The following is a 20,637-nucleotide window of genomic DNA, read 5'->3' as shown; positions in this document are numbered from 1 at the left end:
AATAATGGATAAAAAAATAGGTTTTATTGGTGCAGGTAATATGGCAACTGCCATTATTAACGGACTGCTAAAGAATAAGGTGGTTGCACCTGAAAACATTAATGTTTTTGATGTTAACGAAAATCAGCTTAAGCTAATGGCTGAAAAAGGTGTTACTACTTGTGATACTTCTACTAAGGTAGTTACTGATAGCAATATTATTGTTTTAGCAGTTAAACCTCAGAACTATGAAGAAGTGCTTAGTGGTGTTAAAGACTCAGTAAGCGAAGAAAAGATTTTTGTTTCTATTGCAGCAGGTATCTCAATTTCTTATGTACAAAAGGCCCTAGGATGCAATTGTCCTATGGTTAGAGTTATGCCAAATACACCATTACTACTAGGTAAAGGTGCAACTGCTCTTTGCCCATCAGATAATATCAGTGATGAGGACTTTTCTGTAGTAAAGGATATGTTTGGTCTTAATGGTGCAGTAGAAGTGTTTACTGAGGATCATATGAATGAAATTATTGCAGTAAACGGCAGTAGTCCGGCATATATTTACCTATTTGCAAAGGCAATGGCTGACTATGCTAATGAGTGTAACATTCCTTATGAAAGTGCGTTAAACCTTATTGTTGCTACCCTAGAAGGCAGTGCAGCTATGATTAAGGATAGTGGTGACTCTCTTGATACTCTTATTAAGAAAGTATCTTCACCGGGTGGTACTACTCTTGCAGCACTAAAAACTTTAGAAGACTACAAATTCTATGATGGTATCAAAGAAGCTATGAAGTCTTGTACAAATCGAGCAGAAGAGCTTGGTAAATAATCATAAATAAATAAATCCTTTCATATATATTCTTACATAAGGACAACTTATGGAGGTATATATGAAAGGAATAGTTTTAAAAATTAAATCACCAAAAAATTTTCACAACAGAAAAAATAACATAACCTACTTTATAAAAAGATACGGTATCTTTGCTATGTTTCTTATTTCAATTTTAGTAGGTTTTATTCTGGGTATATATTTCGGGGTAAATACCGATTTAGAATTTAAAAAGTCCTTTGACTTTTTATTTCCAACTGATTTTACAAGTAGAGCAAGTCTTGATTATTTGGGTGTGTTTAGTTGTAATTTTGCCCCTATATTTATATTTTTTGTGGCAATATTTTTACTTGGATTTTGTCCATGGGGCAACGGACTTACACCACTTGTTACTATGTTTAAAGGTTTTGGTATGGGTCTATCCTTAACAACCTTATGTTCAATCAGTGGTCTAAAGGGTTTTGGATTTTTCCTGCTTGCTATGATACCCGGTTTTTTTGTTTCTTCTGCTTCACTTGCTTTACAAGGTGAAAAGACCTTTCATCTTTCAGCAAATGTTTTTAAGGTGATTATCAAGAAAGAGAATATTTCTCTTGAATTAAGAGAATTTGTTGAAGATTCAGCCACTTGCCTTTTTATAGCAATGGTTGGTTCTGTGGTGGATTCGGTACTGTTTTTGTTACTGTATTTTCACTTCTTTAACATATAAAATTCAGGATAAGGAATTATAATGGCGACAGAAAGAAAAAAATTTACTTTTGAAAATCTAGTTTCTATTTATTTTAGAAAAATACATAAAATCATTTTTACAAATTTACTTTTTGCTTTACCATTTGGTATTGTAGGTTTTTTGCTACACCTTATAGGTAACAACTTTGGTTCAGTACTTAACATTGTTATTACTACACTTGTTATACCTATATGTTATCCACTATATGCAGGTGTAACCAAGGTAACAAGAAACCTTGGTCGTGGTGAAGATGTAGATGTTTTTACAACTTTTATTAGTGGTGTAACCGAAAATTATAGGCAATTTTTAATTCATAGTATTATACTTTACTTTGTGTTTACTATAGGAGTTTTCTCTTTTTCTTTTTATGCAGGAATGGCAAAAGTCCTTGGTGGCTCAATGTATGTAATGCTTGTGGTAGAGATTTTAATTGCTTTGTGGGTACTTTTTATGTATCTATATATTCCACTAATGACAGTAACTTTTGAATTATCCGAAAAGGATATTCTCAAGAACAGTGCATTAATGGCCATCGGTGAACTAAAGGTTAACTTTGCTGCACTTTTCTCTTTAGCAATTTTAACTGCAATTTGTGCAACACCACTTATATTCTGTATGGGTAACGGTGTGGCAGTTTTAGTGGTTTCTGCTATTATGTTACTACTGATTTATCCTGCATCATTTTCTCTTGTATCTAACTTTTTTATTCAAGAAAATATGATGATGATGATTACAGGTAAAGCTGATTTAGTTCACGATAGAAAAAGTACAGAAGAAAAGTTAGCTCAACTACGCAATGAGTCCAAAGAAGACTTTAGTGATGTTGATGTAGAAAAAGTTAAGAAAAGTAAAGAGGACTTTATTTTCCATAAAGGTAAAATGATTAAAAGGGATGTTCTATTACAAATGATAGAAGAGAAAGAGAGTGAAAAGAATGAGTGACAATAAAAGACCTTATGATGATGAACAGGTCAATATTAATGACCTTAATGATGGTTTAGACAAAACAAAGGTCTTTAACCTTAACAGTAAAAGTGATAATCAAAATACCGGTGAATATGTTTCAAAACATTCACTAAGTAATGATGATTATGGTGATGACTTTTCCAGTGATAATCAGGATAATGAAGAAATCAGTAGCTATTCTCAAGCAGATAAAGCTAACTATAAAGATGATTATGATATGGGTCAGGTTGATGATGAACCAAAACCTATTATTTCTCGTACAGATACATATGGTTCACCTAAGAAGAAAAATAACAACAAAAAGTCTCTTATTATCGGCTTGATTGCAGCAGCAGTTGTACTTATTATTGTTGTAGTTGTTATAGTTCTCAATAGCTGCGGCAAAAATAAAAGTGATAACACAACTACTTCAACTACTACTTCTTCTACAACTACAGTAACTACAACTTCAGAAGAATATTCTACATCTGAAGAAGATACTACAGAATATACAACTGAACCTACAACAGAAGAAACTACAGAGCCTACTACCGAGGAAGAAACAACAGAGCCAACTACTACAGAAGCAGAACCAACAACTGCTCCTAATTCCGGTACCGGTAGTGGTGTAACTGCTTCATTTGCACCATATAAGTGCATTACTCCTGATGGTGATGTTATTTCTGATGACTTTTCTAAGGAACTAAAGGGTGATGTTTCTTTATCACTAAATAGTAACGGTACTTACACTTTAAAGGTTGGTAATGTAGCTAACGAAAGTGGTAATTACGAAATTGACGGTAATTCAATTACTTTAGGTTCATATGACGGCAATATTTACTTCGATAATGCCGGTAATCCGGTAGGTGTTACAGTTTATGTTGATGATTATACAGTGTCATTTAACTAAATAAATATTTATAAAAACTAAGGTGCAGTAATTTTTACTGCACCTTTTCTATACCTAATAAATCAATTAATTTAATATTAACTGAGTAAATACCTTGAAACAATATTATTATTTTTCTACTTTTTCAAATCCCAAACAACATCACCTTTACTATGTTTATTTAATCTTTCTAATGCAATTTGTCTACCATTAAAATCTTTAGTTTCCTTTTTAAAAAGCTCAACTTTATCAGGTGAAACTTCAAATGACCCTCTTATTGGTACTGTAAGTACTGACATAGTTGTTTTCTCCTTTTAGTTACCATTTTTTAATATTATATCACACTTAAAAACAATATAATTCTATATGATTTATTGTGTTTAGTCAATTAGTTACTGAGTTTTCAATATAATTTGATTGATGCTATTTTGACTTAACAACATAGTTATTCATTCCCAATATAGTGTAAAATTATTTTTCAACAAACCATCGGTTACTTTCTAAATATAAATACCTTGTGTGGTTCATAATTTGACAGGTGTATCTAACACCAACACCACCACTTTTAAGGGAACTTGCAAAACGAATATCGGTGATTTTGTCAATTTTATATTTTCTGCCATCATCCCAGTTTATCACCAAAGGTAACAAACTTCCATCTTCATCAAATTTTGCCGTAACGCTAACATATTCTTTCATAAAATTTCTCCATTAAAAAAATCCTACAGGGTGAATAATATGGTCATCTTTTGGATTTAATAAAGTAAGGTTTTTGTCTTTCATCAAAAAGGCAGGGCGTACTGCATAGTTGCCAAATCTATTTTTTAGTGAATCAAGTGTCTTATCCAGCTTTTCATCTCTAATATCCTTGTTGTTATCCTCAAAGAAAGATAGCTGGAATGGTGAATTGTCACCAATAAGCCCACTAACAGATACACCGATTGACCGTATAGGTTTTCTAAAGTTATAGTTGTTTCTAAATAATTCCAAAGCCTTGTCACGAATATCACCGGTACAACTGCTGAAATTCTTTAGCTGACCTTGCCTAGTGAAAGAGAAAAGGTCTTTATCTCTAATAGATATAGTGACAGTTTTACACCTAAAGCCTAATTCTCTCATTCTCCTGCCAACACTGTCACTTAGTATTTGTACAATCATTTTTACATCAGAATAATTTTCCAAATCTCTGGGTGTGGTTGTAGAGTTACCGATAGATTTTACATCAGGTCTTTCATCAAATTGTGCAACAGGAGAAGAGTCAAGACCATTTGCAAAGGTGTGTAGAACTTCACCCATTTTGCCTAAGTTACTGTTAAGTATCTCTACAGGACAATTTGCAATGTCGCCAATTGTGTATATACCGATAGTGTGTAAATGCTTTTTAGTTGCTCTGCCAACATAAAGTAAGTCCTCGCAAGGGAGAGGCCACACCTTGTTTTTGTATCCGTCATAACCGTCAATATCAATCTTAGTTATAGCATCAGGTTTCTTGTAGTCACTGCCTAGCTTTGCAAAAATTTTGTTAAAGCTAACACCGATACTAACAGTAATTCCAAGTTCATATTTAATTCTTTCGTTAATTTCTTTTGCAATTTCATAACCACTTCTATTGCAACCGGTAACATCAAGCCATGCCTCATCTAAACCAAAGGACTCAACTCTATCGGTATATTCAGCATACATAGCCTTAGTCAATTTTGAGAATTTCATATATTGGTCAAAGTGTGGTTCAATAACAACAAGTTCAGGACACTTATTTTTTGCTTGCCAAATAGCATCACCGGTTTTTACAAAATATTTTTTGGCAAGTTCATTTTTAGCTAGAATAATACCATGCCTGTTTTCGGCATCACCTGCAACGGCAAGTGGCTTATCTCTGTATTCCGGATGTAGTAAAGACTCTACACTGGCATAAAAACCATTGCAATCACTGTGTAATATTGTTCTCATTTTGCTTTTCCTTTCCTTTGTTCTATATAATTATAGAACATTTGTTCTATAAAGTCAATACCATAAATGGGACAGTAAATTTATGTTGATATTCTTGTTTAATTGTGTTACAATCAGTTACTATGGAATGGGGGATTATATGACCATAGCAAAAAGTAATAACAAAAGTGTTACCAAGAAATTTGTAAGATATGTTTCTCAAAATGTTTTGGGAATGATAGGCATGTCACTATATATTCTTGCAGATACTTTTTTTATTTCAGAGTCAGTTGGTGCTAACGGTATTACGGCTCTAAATATTGTGTTGCCTATATATAGCTTTATTTTTGCAATAGGTGCAATGATTGGTGTTGGTTCAGCAATACGATTTTCTATTAATAAAAATAAAGGCTCAAAAAGTAAAACAAATTATTTCTTTAATGCACTGTTTTGGGGAACAACTATAGGTCTTATATTTTCATTAATAGGTTTATTTTTTCCGGGACAAGTTGTTTCTATTATGGGTGGTGACAGTACCATTGTAGAAGTGGGAAGAGGTTACACAATGATATTTATGTCATTTGCACCATTTTTTATTTGGAATCATATTTTCAATGCATTTGTTTTAAATGACGGTTCACCATCAATAGCAATGTCAGCAACATTATTCAGTAGTTTGTTTAATATTATATTTGACTATGTGCTAATGTTCCCACTAAATATGGGTATGGAAGGCGCTGCCCTAGCAACTGCATTGTCACCGATAGTAGGTGTAATGATTTGCTTTATCCATATCTTTTCAAAGAAAAATACAACATCATTAAAGCCACAGAAACCATCATTTAAGAAGCTTGTTTATTCTTGTCAGGTTGGTATATCCTCATTTGTAGGACAAATTTCATCAGGTGTTATCACAATAGTATTCAACTTCCTTATTTTAGGTTTAACAGGTAACACAGGTGTTGCAGCTTACGGTATCGTAGCAAATGTTTCTCTTGTGGGAATTTCCGTATTTAATGGTGTATCACAAGGTAGTCAGCCTTTATTTAGCGAACATTACGGTAAAGGTGATAAAGACGATATAAAAATTTTAAGAAAACTGAGTATTATAACTTCTTTGTTACTGTCGGCAATAATGATTTTACTTATCTTTGTGTTTACAGATTTTATTGTTGGTATGTTTAACAGTGAAAATAATCTATTACTTGAAAAGTATGCAGTAGTAGGTTTAAGATTATATTCAATAGGCTTTATATTTGCAGGTTTAAATGTAGTAGGTTCAGGTATATTCAGTGCAACAAATTTTCCTAAGTGGGCATTTGCAACATCAATGGCAAGAGGTTTTGTACTGATTATACTTTCGGCAGTTGTTATGTCAATTTTATTCGGTATGACAGGTGTGTGGTTAGCTTTTGCAGTGGCAGAGCTTTTGACACTAATAATCACTTCAGTAGGTTTAACCAAGATTACAAAATTCTAAATTTTATATTTATAATAAATTAAGGTGGCTGTAATCAGCCACCTTTTTATACGCAAAAATAGGCTATGTAGAAACTCTACATAGCCATAATTTTATGATTAATTAAATTAGTTTAGACCTAACTGAGCCTTAACATCATCAGCAATCTTGTTACCAATTTCGACTGATTCTTCTTCTGTCTTACCGATAGAAGTAATGTAAAGCTTAATCTTTGGTTCAGTACCACTAGGTCTTATGATAACTGCATTACCACCTAAGCAGAAGTGAAGTACATTTGACTTTGGTAGGTCAATAGGTGTGATTTCACCTGTAGCAACATCTTTTTCTTCACTCTTTAGGTAATCGTAAATTTTCTTAACAGTTTCACCGTTAACAGTCTTTAGTGGGTTTTCACGAAGATTATCCATAATTTCCTTCATCTTCTTCATACCACTGGCACCATCAAATTCAAATGAAAGTGTTGTGTTTCTGTAATAGCCGTATTCTTTGTAAATTTCATCAATTACATTAGCAAGTGTCTTACCTTGCTTTCTGTAATAAGCAGCCATTTCACAGATTAGCATTGAAGCAACAACAGCATCCTTATCTCTTACATAAGTACCTGCAAGATAACCGTAGCTTTCTTCAAAACCAAATACAAATCTTTCTTTTTCATTCTTTTCTTCAAGTCTTAGGATAACTTCACCAATGTACTTAAAGCCTGTTAGAACTTTCTTTAGTTCACAGTTGTACTTCTTACAGATTTCATCAATTAGTAGGGAAGTAACAATAGTTCTTACAACGATAGGATTTTTAGGTAATGTGCCTTTTTCTTTTCTAACGCTTAGTAGGTAGTTAGTTAGCATAATACCTGTTTCGTTACCTGTAATTAGTCTGTATGTGCCATTATCAGGAACTGCAATACCAACTCTATCAGCATCAGGGTCAGTAGCAAGTAGTAGGTCAGGCTTAACCTTTTCACACATATCAAGACCTAACTGTAGAGCTTCCTTGATTTCAGGGTTAGGGTAAGGACAAGTTGTAAAGTTACCGTCAGGCATTTCCTGTTCAGGAACAACTGTTACATCATTAATACCGATTTCCTTTAGAACTCTTCTAACCAGCTTGTTACCTGTACCGTTAAGTGGTGTGTAAACAACCTTTAGACCTGAGTCAGCACATAGACCTTCATTTACCTGCTGTTCTTTAACATTAGCAAGGTATTCTGTATATACATCATCATTAACATATTCAATAAGACCTTCTTCAACTGCCTTGTCAAAGTCCATAGTCTTAACACCTGTGAACATATCAATCTTTTGAATTTCATCATAAACTGCACCGGCAGCATTGTCTGTCATCTGACAACCGTCACTACCATATGCTTTATAACCATTATATTTTGCAGGGTTATGAGAAGCAGTAACCATAATACCTGCTTTACAACCAAAGTGTCTTACTAGGAAAGAAAGAACAGGTGTTGGTTGTAGTTCACTGGTGATATATGCCTTAATGCCGTTAGCAGCAAGAACCTTAGCAGCTTCATTCATAAATAGGTCAGCTTTAATTCTGCTATCGTGGCTAATTGCAACTGCACCACCACCAATGTTATTTACATAGTTTGCAAGACCCTGAGTAGCCTGACGAACAACATAAATGTTCATTCTGTTAGTACCTGCACCGATAACCCCTCTAAGACCGGCAGTACCAAATTCTAGGTTCTTGTAAAATCTTTCGTAAATTTCATCTTCATTGCCTTTAATTGCAGCTAATTCTTCAATTAAATCTTTATCTTCCTTGGCGTTTTCGCACCATACATTGTATAAAGTGTTAGAATCCATCTCAAGTTTCTCCTTTATGAGTTGCTTTTTCTTTAAGGAACATATTTCCTTGCTTAAAAATATACCACAAAATCAACCTTCTATCAATAAGTTTTTTGGATTTTTATTAAATTGTTATAACTTTATCAATATATATAAAAATAAAAATGTTGATTTATTGAGAATAATATTGTATAGTAGTATATAGCAAAATTTTTGAAAGGAATATTCTAATGGATAATAACGAAAACAATATCAACAATGAAAACCTAGTTGAGGAAAATACCTCAGCTAAGGAAACTAACGGTGTAGACGAAAACGGTGGTTATGTATCACAGTTCGGTGAATTAACAAATGCAGATGGTGAACCACTGGAAACTACTGCACCAACAGAAGAACCAAAGAAAAAGTTCTTCCTATTTAAGTACATTCACCCAAGTATCTTTATTGCAATTTGTGTATTCTTAGTAGCACTTATTGCTTTTGGTGTTTATTGGATTTTTGGTTCAAAGACAATCACAGGTACATGGATGAGAGAAGTAGAGAACAACAGTTCAGCATCTTCAACTGCTGATGAAGTTGAGAAGATTGCAGTATATTACACATTTGAAAAAGCAGATTCTAACGGTAAGGGTACTTACTATATGAATGTTCAGGGTGAACAGTCTAAGGGTGAATATAAGCTATCAACCAGTGGCGATAAGAAAAAGATTACTATCGGTAATTCAGAACTTACATACGAAGTAACAGGTGTTAAGCTATTTGGTAACGCAACACTTAAGTTAACTCAGGATGCTTATACAGACCAGTCAACAGGTAAAAAGGTTGAGTCTCAGACAATTGAAATGAACCAAGACAAAAATCCCGGTTATGATGAAATGTCTATGAAGGACTACAAGACTGATAAGGACCTTATCGGTAAATGGAATACAGAATACAAGATTTCTTATTACTATGGTATGTATCAGCTAGATTGCGACATTGAAATCAAGGATAACGGTATTATGACTGTTCATGCAAGTAACAGTGATATTGGTATGGACTCAACATACTACTATGCTTATTCTGCTGAAAATGGTAAGCTAACATTTAAGGGTGTTACTGATAAAGATAAGAATAAGGCAACTCTTGAATATAAACTAAAGGACGGTATCCTAACTATTGTTGATAAGAATAACAAGACAATGTTTAGTGAGTCAATCCTAGGTTCTGCTCAGTTCTATAAAGACGGTGAAAAGAAGCCTGAAGGTATCACAACAGTTACTACAACAACTGCACCATCAACAGAAACTGCTACACAGGCTGCAACTCAAACAACAAAAGCTAAATAAGAATGTTTAAATCTAAAGCCACAACTTTTACAGTTGTGGCTTTTTTATGCTTTACTATATTATAATTATTTTATAACTACTAATAATTATTCATACTTTTAAAATTTAAAGACAAAAGAAAAGGACGGTTATTTATATTTAACCGTCCTAAATTATTGAAATAGATGTAATTCAAAAACTAATTAGTCCATTTCCCAGTTATGCCAAACATTCTGAATGTCATCATTTTCTTCAAACATATCAAGCATCTTCTGCATCTTAGCCTTAGTTTCTTCATCTTCAATCTTTGTGTATGTTGATGGTACTTCTTCAACTTCAGCAGATACAAATTCATAACCCTTAGCAGCAAGGTCATCACGAATAGCAGAGAAGTCATCTGGCTCTGTGTAAATTGTGAAGATGTCTTCATCAGCCTCAAAGTCAGAAGCACCTGCTTCAAGAGCTTCTTCCATTACAGTGTCTTCATCTTTGTCAAAGTCTTCTCTTTCAACAACAAGAACACCTTTCTTTGAGAACATAAAACCAACACAACCCGGTGTACCCATATTGCCACCAAACTTATCAAAGTAGTGACGAACTTCACCGGCTGTTCTGTTTCTGTTATCTGTAAGAGCCTCAACAATTACAGCAATACCTGATGGGCCGTAACCCTCATATGTAACAGATTCATAGCTGTCACCTTCATTAGAAGATGCAGCCTTTTTAATAATTCTTTCAATGTTGTCATTAGGAACATTAGCAGCCTTAGCCTTAGCAATACAATCACGAAGTTTTGAGTTTACATTAGGGTCAGCAGAACCACCGTCACGAATAGCAACAATAAGTTCTCTACCAATCTTTGTAAATACCTTTGCTCTGGCAGCATCATTTTTGCCTTTCTTCTGCTTAATGGTACTCCATTTATTATGTCCTGACATTTATATCATCCCTTATATTAAAATTTGCCTTAAAATTATATCACAAATATAGGAAAAATGCAAATATATTTATTTGTTATTCTTGTTTAGAAAAATGCTTAAAATATATATTACAATTTGGTTACAAAAGTGCGTTATACTCTTGAATGTTTGCTATAATAGGTATTAAATACAATATAGGGTACTATGCAAATACGAAATGCCCATATATGTATAAAATGAATTTTTTAATTAATATACGAGGTTATAATAATGGTTCGTTCAATGACAGGCTTCGGAAGACACGAAGCAACTGTTGACGGCAGAGATATTGTAGTAGAAATCAAGAGTGTAAACCACCGTTACTATGAATTTAATTGCCGTACAACAAGAGGCTATAACTTTCTTGAAGAAAAGTTAAAGTCTTATATTAAAGAAAAGGTTAGCAGAGGTAAAATTGATGTTTATGTTTCTTTAAGCCAAAAGGAAGACACAGAGTCAATTGTAAAGATTAACCCAAGTTTAGCACAAGGTTACATTAATGCACTAAAGAAACTTTCAACAGACTATGGTGTAGCAGATGATATTTCTGTTTCTACTGTTGCTCAGTACAACGATATTTTCCAAGTACACAGAGCACCTGAAGATGAGGAAGAAGTTTGGAATGCAGTTAAGGAAGTTCTTGATGTAGCACTTGATAACTTTATTAAGATGAGAGAAGTAGAAGGAGAGAAGATGAAGGCTGACATTATGTCAAGAGCCGAAACTATCCTTTCTATTGTTTCAAAGATTGAAGAAAAGTCACCTGAAAGAGTAAAAGATTATGAATCCAGACTAAAAGAAAGAATTGAAGAACTTTTAGGTAGTGCTGATTTTGATGAACAGAGAATTTTAACAGAGGTTGCAATTTTTGCAGATAAGGTTGCAGTTGATGAAGAAACTGTTCGTCTAAGAAGTCACTTTGACCAGCTAAAATTACTTATGAATAGCGATGGTGAAATCGGTAGAAAGATTGACTTTATTATTCAAGAAATGAATAGAGAAGCCAATACTATCGGTAGTAAAGCTAACGACAGCACACTATCTCATATGGTAGTTGATATTAAGGCTGAAATTGAAAAGATTAGAGAGCAAATTCAAAACATTGAATAAAGGTGCTTTATGAAACTTATTAATATTGGATTTGGTAATTTAGTTAATTCAAGCAGAATCATCTCTGTAGTCAGTCCTGATTCTGCTCCTATAAAACGAATTGTTCAGGATAGTAAGCAGAAAAGTATGCTTATTGATGCTACTTACGGCAGAAGATGTAAAGCAGTTATTATTACAGACAGTGACCATGTTGTACTTTCTGCTATTTCTCCTGAAACAATAGGTAACAGATTGGAGGGTGAACAAAGCGATGAATAACAAAGGACTACTTATTATTTATTCCGGTTTTTCCGGAGTAGGTAAGGGAACAATTATGAAGGAAATGCTAAAGAAAGAAGATAATTTCCGACTATCTGTTTCTGCTACTACAAGAGCTCCGAGACCGGGAGAAGTAAACGGTAGAGAATATTACTTCATTTCAAAAGAAGAATTTGAAGAAATGATTAAGAATGATGAGTTCTTTGAATATGCTCAGTATTCTGATAATTATTACGGAACACCTAAGAAACCTGTTGAAGAAATGCTAAAGAAAGGTCTTGATGTATTTCTTGAAATCGAAGTTCAAGGTGGACTTCAAATGATGGATAAGCGACCTGATGCACTTAGTATTTTTATTGTGCCACCATCATTAGAAGAACTTGAATCTCGACTTCGTGGCAGAAATACCGAAACCGAAGAGGTTATCAAGAAACGTCTTTCAGCAGTGGAATTTGAAAAACAGTTTGTTCCAAAGTATGATGTTAAGGTTGTTAATGACAAGGTTGAAGATGCAGTAAATCAAGTTATTGATATAGTAAAAAAAGAGAAAGAAAAAAGGAATAATTAATTTATAAAAAGGAGATATAATTATGCGTTTAGCTTCAGTAGATGATATGTTATCAGGTAAGGAAAGTCGTTATGCACTAGTAATCGGTGTAGCAAAGAGAGCAAGAGAAATTGCACAGGAATTTGAAGAACAGGGTATAATTACTGACGAAAAGCCGGTTCTTCTTGCTATCGAAGATTTTAAGAATCACAAGTACAACCTACTTGAACCAGAAGATGAAGAATGATGAATTCCTCATTGCAGGAATTGCAGTAGATAATACTACTTACGGTTTTGACAGACTCTTTAGCTATAAAGTACCGGATCATTTGTCTAATGTAAAAGTTGGACAGAGAGTTCTTGTACCTTTTGGCAGAGGAGATAGATTTCGTCAAGGAATGATTTTGTCTTTGTCTTATGGTAAAGAAGAAAATCTAAAAGAAATTTCATCATTACTAGATGATAAGCCTATCTTTACCCAAGAAATGATTGATACAGTAAATTTTATCCATGACAGATATTTCTGTACTTATTATGACTCTGTAAAGGTAATGCTACCGGTAGGAATAAATTATAATATTTCTACATTTTATACAGCAGTAAAGGTTAATGATGATGTACTAAATTCTCTAACTGACTATGAAAGAGAAATTTATGATTATCTTTTATCAGAGAATAAACCGGTAAAAAAAGAAACAATCTTAAATGTTTTTTCTATAGGAGAAAATTCCCTTAATAAACTTTACCGTCAAGGTGTAGTAAATAGAGAAGATGATGCCTTTAGAAAAACTAAAGATGCAACAGTAAAAATGGTGTCACTTTGTGATGATGTTGATATTAATGATTATAAGTTAACACCAAAACAACAGAAAGTTGCAGAACTTTTAACTGTTGTGGATAAAGCTTCTGTAAAGGAAGTTTGTTACTATACAGGCTACACCCAGTCAGTAACCGATTCTTTAGTTAAGAAAAAGATTGCAAGGTACTTTACTGATGAAGTGATGAGAATACCTTATACTGTTTCAGATGTAAAGAAAGATGAAGTGGTTTTAAGCCCATCACAACAGTCTGCTTTTGATAATTTATACAGTAAATATTGTGATGACAAAGCTTCAGTTTCTTTACTTTATGGTGTTACCGGTAGTGGCAAAACCTCAGTATTTATGAAGTTAATTGAAAAGTGCTTTAATGACAATAAGGGTACAATTTTAATGGTACCTGAAATTGCATTAACACCTCAGTTAATTAAAATATTTACCTCAAGGTTTGGTGACAATGTTGCAGTATTCCATAGTGGTTTATCAATAGGCGAAAGACTTGATGAATATAAAAGGGTCAGTAGAGGAGATGCAAAAATTGTTCTGGGTACAAGAAGTGCAGTTTTTGCCCCACTAAAAAATATCGGTTTGATTGTTATGGATGAAGAACAAGAAAGTTCCTATAAATCCGAACAAACACCAAGATATAACGCAAGAGATATTGCAAAGTTTAGGTGTTATAAACACAATGCTTTGTTACTTCTTTCTTCAGCAACACCAAGTGTAGAAAGCTTTTATATGGCTGAAAAAGGAATTTATAATCTTGTAAAATTAACAGAAAGATATGGTAAAGCAACATTACCACAAGTTTCTGTTGTTGATATGAATGAAGAACAAATGAAAGGTAATTTTAGTAACTATTCAACAACACTAAAAGAACTTATTTCAAGTAACTTAATTCATAAAAAACAGTCCATTATTCTTCTTAACAGAAGAGGATACAATACATTTTTAAGTTGTAGAAGTTGTGGTCAAGTTGTAACTTGTCCCAATTGTTCGATTTCTATGACATACCATAGTGCAAACAATAGAATGATGTGTCACTATTGTGGCCATTCAGTTCCTTATACGGATGAGTGTCCGGACTGTCATCAGCATACACTTAAGTTTAGTGGTGCAGGTACTCAAAAAGCAGAACAAGAACTTGTTGATATGTTTCCAAGTGCAAGAGTATTAAGGATGGATGCTGATGCCACAATGACAAAAAGTAGTTATGAAACAAAACTTACTGCTTTTGCAAATGGTGAATATGATATTCTTATCGGTACACAAATGGTAGCTAAAGGTCTTGACTTTCCAAATGTAACATTGGTAGGTGTTATCAATGCCGACCAAATGCTTTATTCTGATGATTACAGAAGTTACGAAAGGGCATTTTCTCTGCTAACTCAAGTAGTTGGTAGATCCGGCAGAGGTGACTCAAAGGGTGTTGCAGTTATCCAAACTTCAACACCGGAAAATTATGTTATAGGTCTATCGGCAAAGCAAGACTATGATACATTTTATAAAGGTGAAATAGGAGTGAGAAAAGCTCTGCTTTATCCTCCTTTTTCCGACATTTGTCTTATAGGTTATCAAGGTATAATGGAAGGTGCAACAATAAAGTGTGCAAATGCCTTTCAAAATGCCTTAATTAACAAAATTAAAACTAATTATAGCAGTATGCCTTTAAGGGTGCTTGGACCAAGCCAAGCCTATGTTTATAAGGTAAATAATAAATATAGATACAAGACTATAATTAAGTGTAGAAATTCAAAAGATTTCCGTAGTGTTATTAAGGAAACATTACTTGAATTTTCTAAGAATAAGGAATTTAAAAATATAGGTATAACAGTAGATATAAATCCACTGTCTTTTAATTAGGTGAATGAGTATGGCTATTAGAAATATTGTAAAAGATGGAGACGAGATTCTTCATAAGAAATGTAGAAATGTAGAGAAGTTTGACGATAAGTTGGCAACACTTCTTGATGATATGGCTGAAACAATGCACAAAGCTGACGGTGTAGGTCTTGCAGGTCCACAGGTTGGTATGCTAAGAAGAGTTGTTGTTATTGATATTGGTGAGGGTGTAATTGAACTTGTTAACCCTGAAATTATTGAAACAAGTGGTGAACAAGAAACTGCAGAAGGTTGTCTATCTTTCCCCGGAGAATACGGTATCACTAAGCGTCCAATGTATGTAAAAGTAAAGGCTCAAGACCGTAACGGTAATTTCTTTGAAATGGAAGGTGAAGAACTTTTAGCAAAGGCTTTCTGTCACGAAATTGACCATCTAAACGGTATTGTATTTAAGGATATTGTTGTTAGAATGTTAGACCCAGAGGAGTTAGGCTAATGAATGTTGTTTTTATGGGTACTCCGGACTTTGCAGTTCCATCATTAGAAAACATTGCAAAAGTTCATTTTGTACAAGCTGTCTTTACTCAGCCGGATAAACCGGTAGGCAGAAAAATGATACTAACACCACCTGATGTAAAGGTTTGTGCTGAAAAGTTAGGAATACCTGTCTATCAACCGGTAAAAATAAAGGATAGCGATAGCTATGAAATTATTAAGGAACTTAACCCTGATGTAATTGTTGTTGTTGCTTATGGACAGATTTTACCTGAAAATATTTTGAATATTCCAAAGTATGGTTGTATCAATGTTCATGGTTCTTTACTCCCAAAGTACAGAGGTGCAGCACCCATTCAGTGGTCCGTTTTAAACGGTGACAAAGTTACCGGTGTTACAACAATGTATATGGAAAAGGGTCTTGATACCGGTGATATTCTTGAAACTAAGGAATATGAAATCGGCATCAACGATACTGCCGGTAAAGTTTTTGATACATTGGCAGAAATGGGTGGTAAGCTAATCCTTGATACACTTGAAAAAGCAGAAAAAGGTGAACTTCATTCTATCAAGCAAGATGACAGTAAAAGTTCATATGCAAAAATGCTTGATAAGTCAATGTGTAATATTGATTTTTCAAAGACTAATTTACAAGTTCATAACCAAGTTAGGGGACTTTCACCATGGCCTGTTGCCTCAACAAAACTTAATGGCAAAGTCCTAAAAATCTTTGAAACAAGACTTACAGAGGGTAAAGGTAAACCCGGTGAAATTTTAAACACAAATCCACTTACTATTGCTTGTGGTGAAGGTGCAGTTGTTGTAAATACTGTTCAACTACAGGGCAAAAAAAAGATGGATTCTAAAGCTTTTTTACAAGGTCATAAACTTGAAAAAGGCACAGTTATAGGAGAATAAATTATGTATCATTACTTTTATGGTATTGACTGGACATATATTGTATTTATGCTACCATGCCTTATTTTGTCACTTATATGCCAGGTCAAAGTAAACAGTAATTTTAGCAAGTATAGCAATGTAAGGAATATGCGTGGTATGACAGGTGCTCAAGCAGCTGAGTATGTTTTAAACCATTATGGTGTTCATGGTGTTCGTATTGAGCAAGTTGCAGGTAATTTAACAGACCACTTTGACCCAAGAACAAATGTTATCAGACTTTCCGATAGTGTTTATAATGTAGCTTCTGTTGCAGCAGTAGGTGTTGCTTGTCACGAAGCAGGTCACGCAGTACAACACGCTACAGGTTATGTACCAAACAAAATTCGTGGTGCTATTGTGCCAATTGCTAGGGTAGGTTCTAGCTTAGGATGGATACTTTTCTTAGTAGGTTTATTTTTGCCAACACAGTTTTCATTCTGCTTATGGCTAGGTATCATATTCTTCTCAGCATCAGTTCTTTTTACTTTCGTAACTTTACCTGTAGAATTTGATGCATCAAGAAGAGCATTAAAGTGTATCAGAGATACTAACCTACTTTACCCTGAAGAATATGAAGGTACAAAGAAAGTTTTACAAGCAGCCGCTATGACTTATGTTGCTTCAGCAGCAACTGCTTTACTACAATTACTAAGACTTATTTTTATTGCAAATAATAGGAGAAGATAATAGATGAAAAGCCCAAGAAGAGTAGCATTTGATGTGCTTTATAAAATTGAAACTGAAGAGTCCTACAGTTCAATTGCAGTGAATAAAGCATTAAAAGAGAATAATCTTAATAAGCTAGACTCTTCTTTTGCCTCAGCAATTATTTACGGAGTACTGGAAAAGAAGATAACTCTTGACTATGTAATCCGTAGCTTTTCTTCTGTAAGACTAAAGAAAATAGAAACCAAAACTTTAGTAATCCTTAGAATGTCAGTTTATCAGATGCTTTATATGGACAAAGTTCCGGATAATGCATCTGTTAACGAGGCAGTACAACTTGCAAAGAATTTAAGACTTTTTAAGTCATCAGGTTTCATTAACGGTATTCTTAGAAGTATCTCAAGAGCAGAAACCAAGTGTGATTTAAGTAAAATTAAAGACAAAACAAAATTACTTTCAGTTAAGTATTCTGTTCCGGAAGATATTATTAAATTATGGCTTGACAGTTATGGCGAAAAGGTAACTACCCATATGCTAAATTCAGTAGATGGCAGACCTCCACTATATGCCAGAGTTAATACACTTTTAACTGATGAAGATACTTTAATTGAAAATCTTAGAGAAGAAAATATTATTGCTGAAAAGTCTATTTTAGAAAATGTAATTACTCTGAAAAATACAGGTTCGGTAGAAAATATTAAAGCCTTTCAGTACGGAGAATTTTACATACAAGACCTTTCTTCAAATATAGCATTAACAACATTATCACCTAAAGAAAATAATGTTGTGTATGATGTTTGTTCAGCACCCGGAGGTAAGTCCTTTACTGGTGCAATCCTAATGAATAATAAAGGTAAGATAAATTCTTATGACCTTTATGAACATAAAATCAAGCTGATTTATTCCACTTCTAAAAGGTTAGAAATAAGTATTATAAATACTAAAATTAATGATGCAACTTCATTTGATGAAGAGAATGTTGCCGATATAGTTATTTGTGATGTTCCATGTTCAGGACTTGGATTACTTCGCAGAAAACCGGAAATCAGATATAAAGATAATATAGTTAATAATGACTTAACAGAAATACAGTATAAAATTTTATGTTCATCTGCTAATCTAGTAAGAAACGGTGGAAAATTAATGTATTCCACTTGTACCCTTAACCCAAAAGAAAACAATCTTTTAGTAGAAAAATTCCTAAGTGAACATAAAGATTTTGTAGGTGAGAAGTTAATTCTCCCAAAGAATATTAAAAGAACCATAAAGGAAAATGAATATGAATGTTCATTGTTCCCACAAACTAATAATTCAGATGGTTTCTACTTTGCAATACTGAGAAAGGGTGATTAAATGACTGATTTAAAATCAATGAATTTACAAGAAATTGAAGAGCTTATTTCATCATTAAATTGCCCAAAGTTTAGAGCAAAACAAATTTTCCAATGGATAAACAAAGGTGTAACTTCCTTTGATGAAATGAAGAATGTACCAAAGGACTTAAAAGAAAAGTTAAGTGAATATTGTTACATTTCTGTTGCATATATTGAAAAAAAGCAAATTTCACGGTATGATGGTACAGTTAAGTATTTGTTTAAATTTAATGATGAGCAGTGTGTTGAGTCTGTTGTGATGAGTTACCACCACGGACACACAATCTGTATATCAACTCAAGTAGGTTGCAAGATGGGTTGTAAGTTCTGTGCAACAGGTAAGCAAGGTTTTACAAGAAACCTTACTGCCGGTGAAATGATTGCCCAGATAGAATCAGCCCAAAAAGACCTTAACATAAGAATTTCCAATATTGTTCTTATGGGTATGGGTGAACCACTTGATAACTATGACAATGTAATGAAGTTCCTTGATTTGGTTTCATCAGATGATGGACTGAATATAGGGAAAAGGCATATTACCTTGTCAACCTGTGGTATTGTTCCACGAATTTATGATTTGGCTGATAGAAAGTTACAGATTACACTTTCTGTTTCTCTCCATGCACCAACTGATAAAATGAGAAGTGCAACAATGCCAATTAACGATGCTTATAACATTGATGAGCTTATGAAAGCCATCAAGTATTATATAGATAAAACCAATCGTAGAGTAAGTTTTGAATATGCTATGATTGATGGTGTAAATGATAGTGACGAAGCAGCTAATATACTTGGTAATTTAATAAAAGGTATGCTGTGTCATGTTAACCTAATTCCTGTAAATGATGTTACAGGTAATGATTATCGCAAGAGTAACAAAGAAAGGTTAATATCATTTACCAATGTACTTGCTAAATATGGTATTACTGCTACTGTAAGAAGAACTTTAGGCAGCGATATTGATGCAAGTTGTGGACAACTAAAAGGTAAGCACAAGAAAGGAGGAAAGTAATCTTGAATATACATAGTAAAACAGATAAAGGTCTTGTCAGAAACGATAATCAGGATTATTGTCTTTCCGGAAGAATGTGTGACGGTGCAGTATGGGCTGTAGTTTGTGACGGTATGGGTGGTGCTAATGGTGGCCACACAGCCTCAACAACTGCTTGTGAATATATAGCTAGGGAAATGAAAAATCTATATACCAGTGATTTCACAAACGAAGAACTATATGCACTACTTACAAACATAGTTTCCGGTGCAAACCTTGAAGTTTATAATTTAGCTCAAAAAAATATTGAACTTATCGGAATGGGCACTACTTGTGAGTGTGTATTCCTAAGGGACAATATTCTTCATATTGTACATATAGGTGACTCAAGAACTTATCTTGTTCGTAATCATAAGGCTTATCAGCTAACTAAGGACCATTCTTTAGTTCAAGAAATGGTAAGTCGTGGTGAAATTACAGAAGATGAAGCCTTAGTTCACCCAAACAAAAACTTTATTACTAGAGCAATCGGTGTAAAGAATACTATCAAAGTGGATTATACTCAGTACGAATATAAACCGGGAGATATTGTTATTATTTGTACCGATGGTTTAACTAATTGTGTCAGCAAAGAGGAAATTGCAGAAGTTGTAAATAACAACCCTAAGAACCAAATTACCGACAAGTTAGTTGAAGAAGCTAAATTCGGTGGTGGCACAGACAACATTACCGTTATTACAATATATTAA

Annotated in this window: 22 protein-coding genes; 17 read left to right on the top strand and 5 right to left on the bottom strand. The window is 33.6% G+C overall.

Going from position 1 to position 20,637, the window contains the following annotated elements:
• The first annotated feature begins 4 nt into the window (after positions 1 to 4).
• The 4 genes from proC to WMO18_RS00870 all read left to right on the top strand — a co-directional run bounded on the left by proC (position 5) and on the right by WMO18_RS00870 (position 3,393).
• The gene (proC, locus tag WMO18_RS00885; protein WP_211147527.1) at positions 5 to 808 is read left to right on the top strand and encodes a pyrroline-5-carboxylate reductase; all 804 of its coding nucleotides are present in this window, start codon (positions 5 to 7) and stop codon (positions 806 to 808) included.
• Positions 809 to 869: 61 nt separating this feature from the next.
• A complete protein-coding gene (locus tag WMO18_RS00880; protein WP_022505660.1) occupies positions 870 to 1,517 on the top strand; it encodes a hypothetical protein in 648 nt (215 codons plus the stop codon).
• Positions 1,518 to 1,538: 21 nt separating this feature from the next.
• The gene (locus tag WMO18_RS00875) at positions 1,539 to 2,480 is read left to right on the top strand and encodes a YesL family protein (protein WP_211147526.1); all 942 of its coding nucleotides are present in this window, start codon (positions 1,539 to 1,541) and stop codon (positions 2,478 to 2,480) included.
• A complete protein-coding gene (locus WMO18_RS00870) occupies positions 2,473 to 3,393 on the top strand; it encodes a hypothetical protein (RefSeq protein WP_211147525.1) in 921 nt (306 codons plus the stop codon). Before WMO18_RS00875 ends, WMO18_RS00870 begins: the two co-directional genes overlap by 8 nt.
• A gap of 116 nt (positions 3,394 to 3,509) precedes the next feature.
• Here the strand turns inward: WMO18_RS00870 and WMO18_RS00865 are convergent, their stop codons facing one another.
• The 3 genes from WMO18_RS00865 to WMO18_RS00855 all read right to left on the bottom strand — a co-directional run bounded on the left by WMO18_RS00865 (position 3,510) and on the right by WMO18_RS00855 (position 5,322).
• On the bottom strand, positions 3,510 to 3,671 hold the full coding sequence (locus WMO18_RS00865) for a hypothetical protein (RefSeq protein WP_211147524.1): 162 nt from the start codon (positions 3,669 to 3,671) through the stop codon (positions 3,510 to 3,512).
• 172 nt (positions 3,672 to 3,843) lie between these two features.
• The gene (locus WMO18_RS00860) at positions 3,844 to 4,071 is read right to left on the bottom strand and encodes a hypothetical protein (protein ID WP_138157913.1); all 228 of its coding nucleotides are present in this window, start codon (positions 4,069 to 4,071) and stop codon (positions 3,844 to 3,846) included.
• Between the two features lie 12 nt (positions 4,072 to 4,083).
• Positions 4,084 to 5,322, bottom strand: a complete 1,239-nt coding sequence (locus WMO18_RS00855) for a Y-family DNA polymerase (RefSeq protein WP_138157912.1) — start codon at positions 5,320 to 5,322, stop codon at positions 4,084 to 4,086.
• Positions 5,323 to 5,461: 139 nt separating this feature from the next.
• Here WMO18_RS00855 and WMO18_RS00850 point away from each other — a divergent pair, with 139 nt between their 5' ends.
• Positions 5,462 to 6,781, top strand: coding sequence for an MATE family efflux transporter (locus WMO18_RS00850; RefSeq protein WP_211147523.1), 1,320 nt, complete (start codon positions 5,462 to 5,464; stop codon positions 6,779 to 6,781).
• Positions 6,782 to 6,888: 107 nt separating this feature from the next.
• Here the strand turns inward: WMO18_RS00850 and WMO18_RS00845 are convergent, their stop codons facing one another.
• Positions 6,889 to 8,601: a phospho-sugar mutase gene (locus WMO18_RS00845; protein WP_211147522.1), complete on the bottom strand. Its 1,713-nt coding sequence runs from the start codon at positions 8,599 to 8,601 to the stop codon at positions 6,889 to 6,891.
• 212 nt (positions 8,602 to 8,813) lie between these two features.
• Between WMO18_RS00845 and WMO18_RS00840 the strand changes: the two genes are divergently transcribed.
• Positions 8,814 to 9,911, top strand: a complete 1,098-nt coding sequence (locus WMO18_RS00840) for a hypothetical protein (protein ID WP_211147521.1) — start codon at positions 8,814 to 8,816, stop codon at positions 9,909 to 9,911.
• 182 nt (positions 9,912 to 10,093) lie between these two features.
• Here WMO18_RS00840 and WMO18_RS00835 read toward each other — a convergent pair whose 3' ends face one another.
• Positions 10,094 to 10,828, bottom strand: coding sequence for a YebC/PmpR family DNA-binding transcriptional regulator (locus WMO18_RS00835; protein ID WP_211147520.1), 735 nt, complete (start codon positions 10,826 to 10,828; stop codon positions 10,094 to 10,096).
• Positions 10,829 to 11,080: 252 nt separating this feature from the next.
• Between WMO18_RS00835 and WMO18_RS00830 the strand changes: the two genes are divergently transcribed.
• From WMO18_RS00830 to WMO18_RS00780, 11 genes are read left to right on the top strand one after another with little or no spacing between them, the layout of a single operon-like run.
• Positions 11,081 to 11,959, top strand: coding sequence for a YicC/YloC family endoribonuclease (locus WMO18_RS00830; protein WP_211147519.1), 879 nt, complete (start codon positions 11,081 to 11,083; stop codon positions 11,957 to 11,959).
• Positions 11,960 to 11,968: 9 nt separating this feature from the next.
• Entirely contained in the window at positions 11,969 to 12,217 is a 249-nt protein-coding gene (locus tag WMO18_RS00825; protein ID WP_022506101.1) for a DUF370 domain-containing protein, read from the top strand.
• A complete protein-coding gene (gene gmk, locus WMO18_RS00820) occupies positions 12,210 to 12,785 on the top strand; it encodes a guanylate kinase (protein ID WP_211147518.1) in 576 nt (191 codons plus the stop codon). Before WMO18_RS00825 ends, gmk begins: the two co-directional genes overlap by 8 nt.
• A gap of 22 nt (positions 12,786 to 12,807) precedes the next feature.
• Positions 12,808 to 13,011 carry a DNA-directed RNA polymerase subunit omega gene (gene rpoZ / locus WMO18_RS00815; protein ID WP_022506103.1) on the top strand — a complete coding sequence of 68 codons (204 nt, stop codon included), beginning with the start codon at positions 12,808 to 12,810 and terminating at the stop codon, positions 13,009 to 13,011.
• Entirely contained in the window at positions 13,001 to 15,445 is a 2,445-nt protein-coding gene (gene priA, locus WMO18_RS00810; protein ID WP_211147517.1) for a primosomal protein N', read from the top strand. The genes rpoZ and priA overlap by 11 nt, the downstream gene beginning before the upstream one ends.
• A gap of 10 nt (positions 15,446 to 15,455) precedes the next feature.
• Complete coding sequence (def, locus tag WMO18_RS00805; RefSeq protein ID WP_022506105.1) at positions 15,456 to 15,920, top strand: peptide deformylase; 465 nt, start codon at positions 15,456 to 15,458, stop codon at positions 15,918 to 15,920.
• The gene (gene fmt / locus WMO18_RS00800; protein ID WP_211147516.1) at positions 15,920 to 16,837 is read left to right on the top strand and encodes a methionyl-tRNA formyltransferase; all 918 of its coding nucleotides are present in this window, start codon (positions 15,920 to 15,922) and stop codon (positions 16,835 to 16,837) included. The genes def and fmt overlap by 1 nt, the downstream gene beginning before the upstream one ends.
• Positions 16,838 to 16,840: 3 nt before the next feature.
• Positions 16,841 to 17,545, top strand: a complete 705-nt coding sequence (locus WMO18_RS00795) for a zinc metallopeptidase (RefSeq protein ID WP_022506107.1) — start codon at positions 16,841 to 16,843, stop codon at positions 17,543 to 17,545.
• A gap of 3 nt (positions 17,546 to 17,548) precedes the next feature.
• Positions 17,549 to 18,877, top strand: a complete 1,329-nt coding sequence (gene rsmB, locus WMO18_RS00790; RefSeq protein ID WP_022506108.1) for a 16S rRNA (cytosine(967)-C(5))-methyltransferase RsmB — start codon at positions 17,549 to 17,551, stop codon at positions 18,875 to 18,877.
• Positions 18,878 to 19,909: a dual-specificity RNA methyltransferase RlmN gene (rlmN, locus tag WMO18_RS00785; RefSeq protein ID WP_022506109.1), complete on the top strand. Its 1,032-nt coding sequence runs from the start codon at positions 18,878 to 18,880 to the stop codon at positions 19,907 to 19,909. It begins immediately after the preceding gene.
• A gap of 2 nt (positions 19,910 to 19,911) precedes the next feature.
• Positions 19,912 to 20,637 carry a Stp1/IreP family PP2C-type Ser/Thr phosphatase gene (locus WMO18_RS00780; protein WP_022506110.1) on the top strand — a complete coding sequence of 242 codons (726 nt, stop codon included), beginning with the start codon at positions 19,912 to 19,914 and terminating at the stop codon, positions 20,635 to 20,637.

Origin of the sequence: Ruminococcoides intestinihominis, assembly GCF_040096285.1 — a bacterium.
GTDB lineage: Bacteria > Bacillota > Clostridia > Oscillospirales > Acutalibacteraceae > Ruminococcoides > Ruminococcoides intestinihominis.
This window is presented reverse-complemented; position numbering and strand designations above follow the sequence as displayed.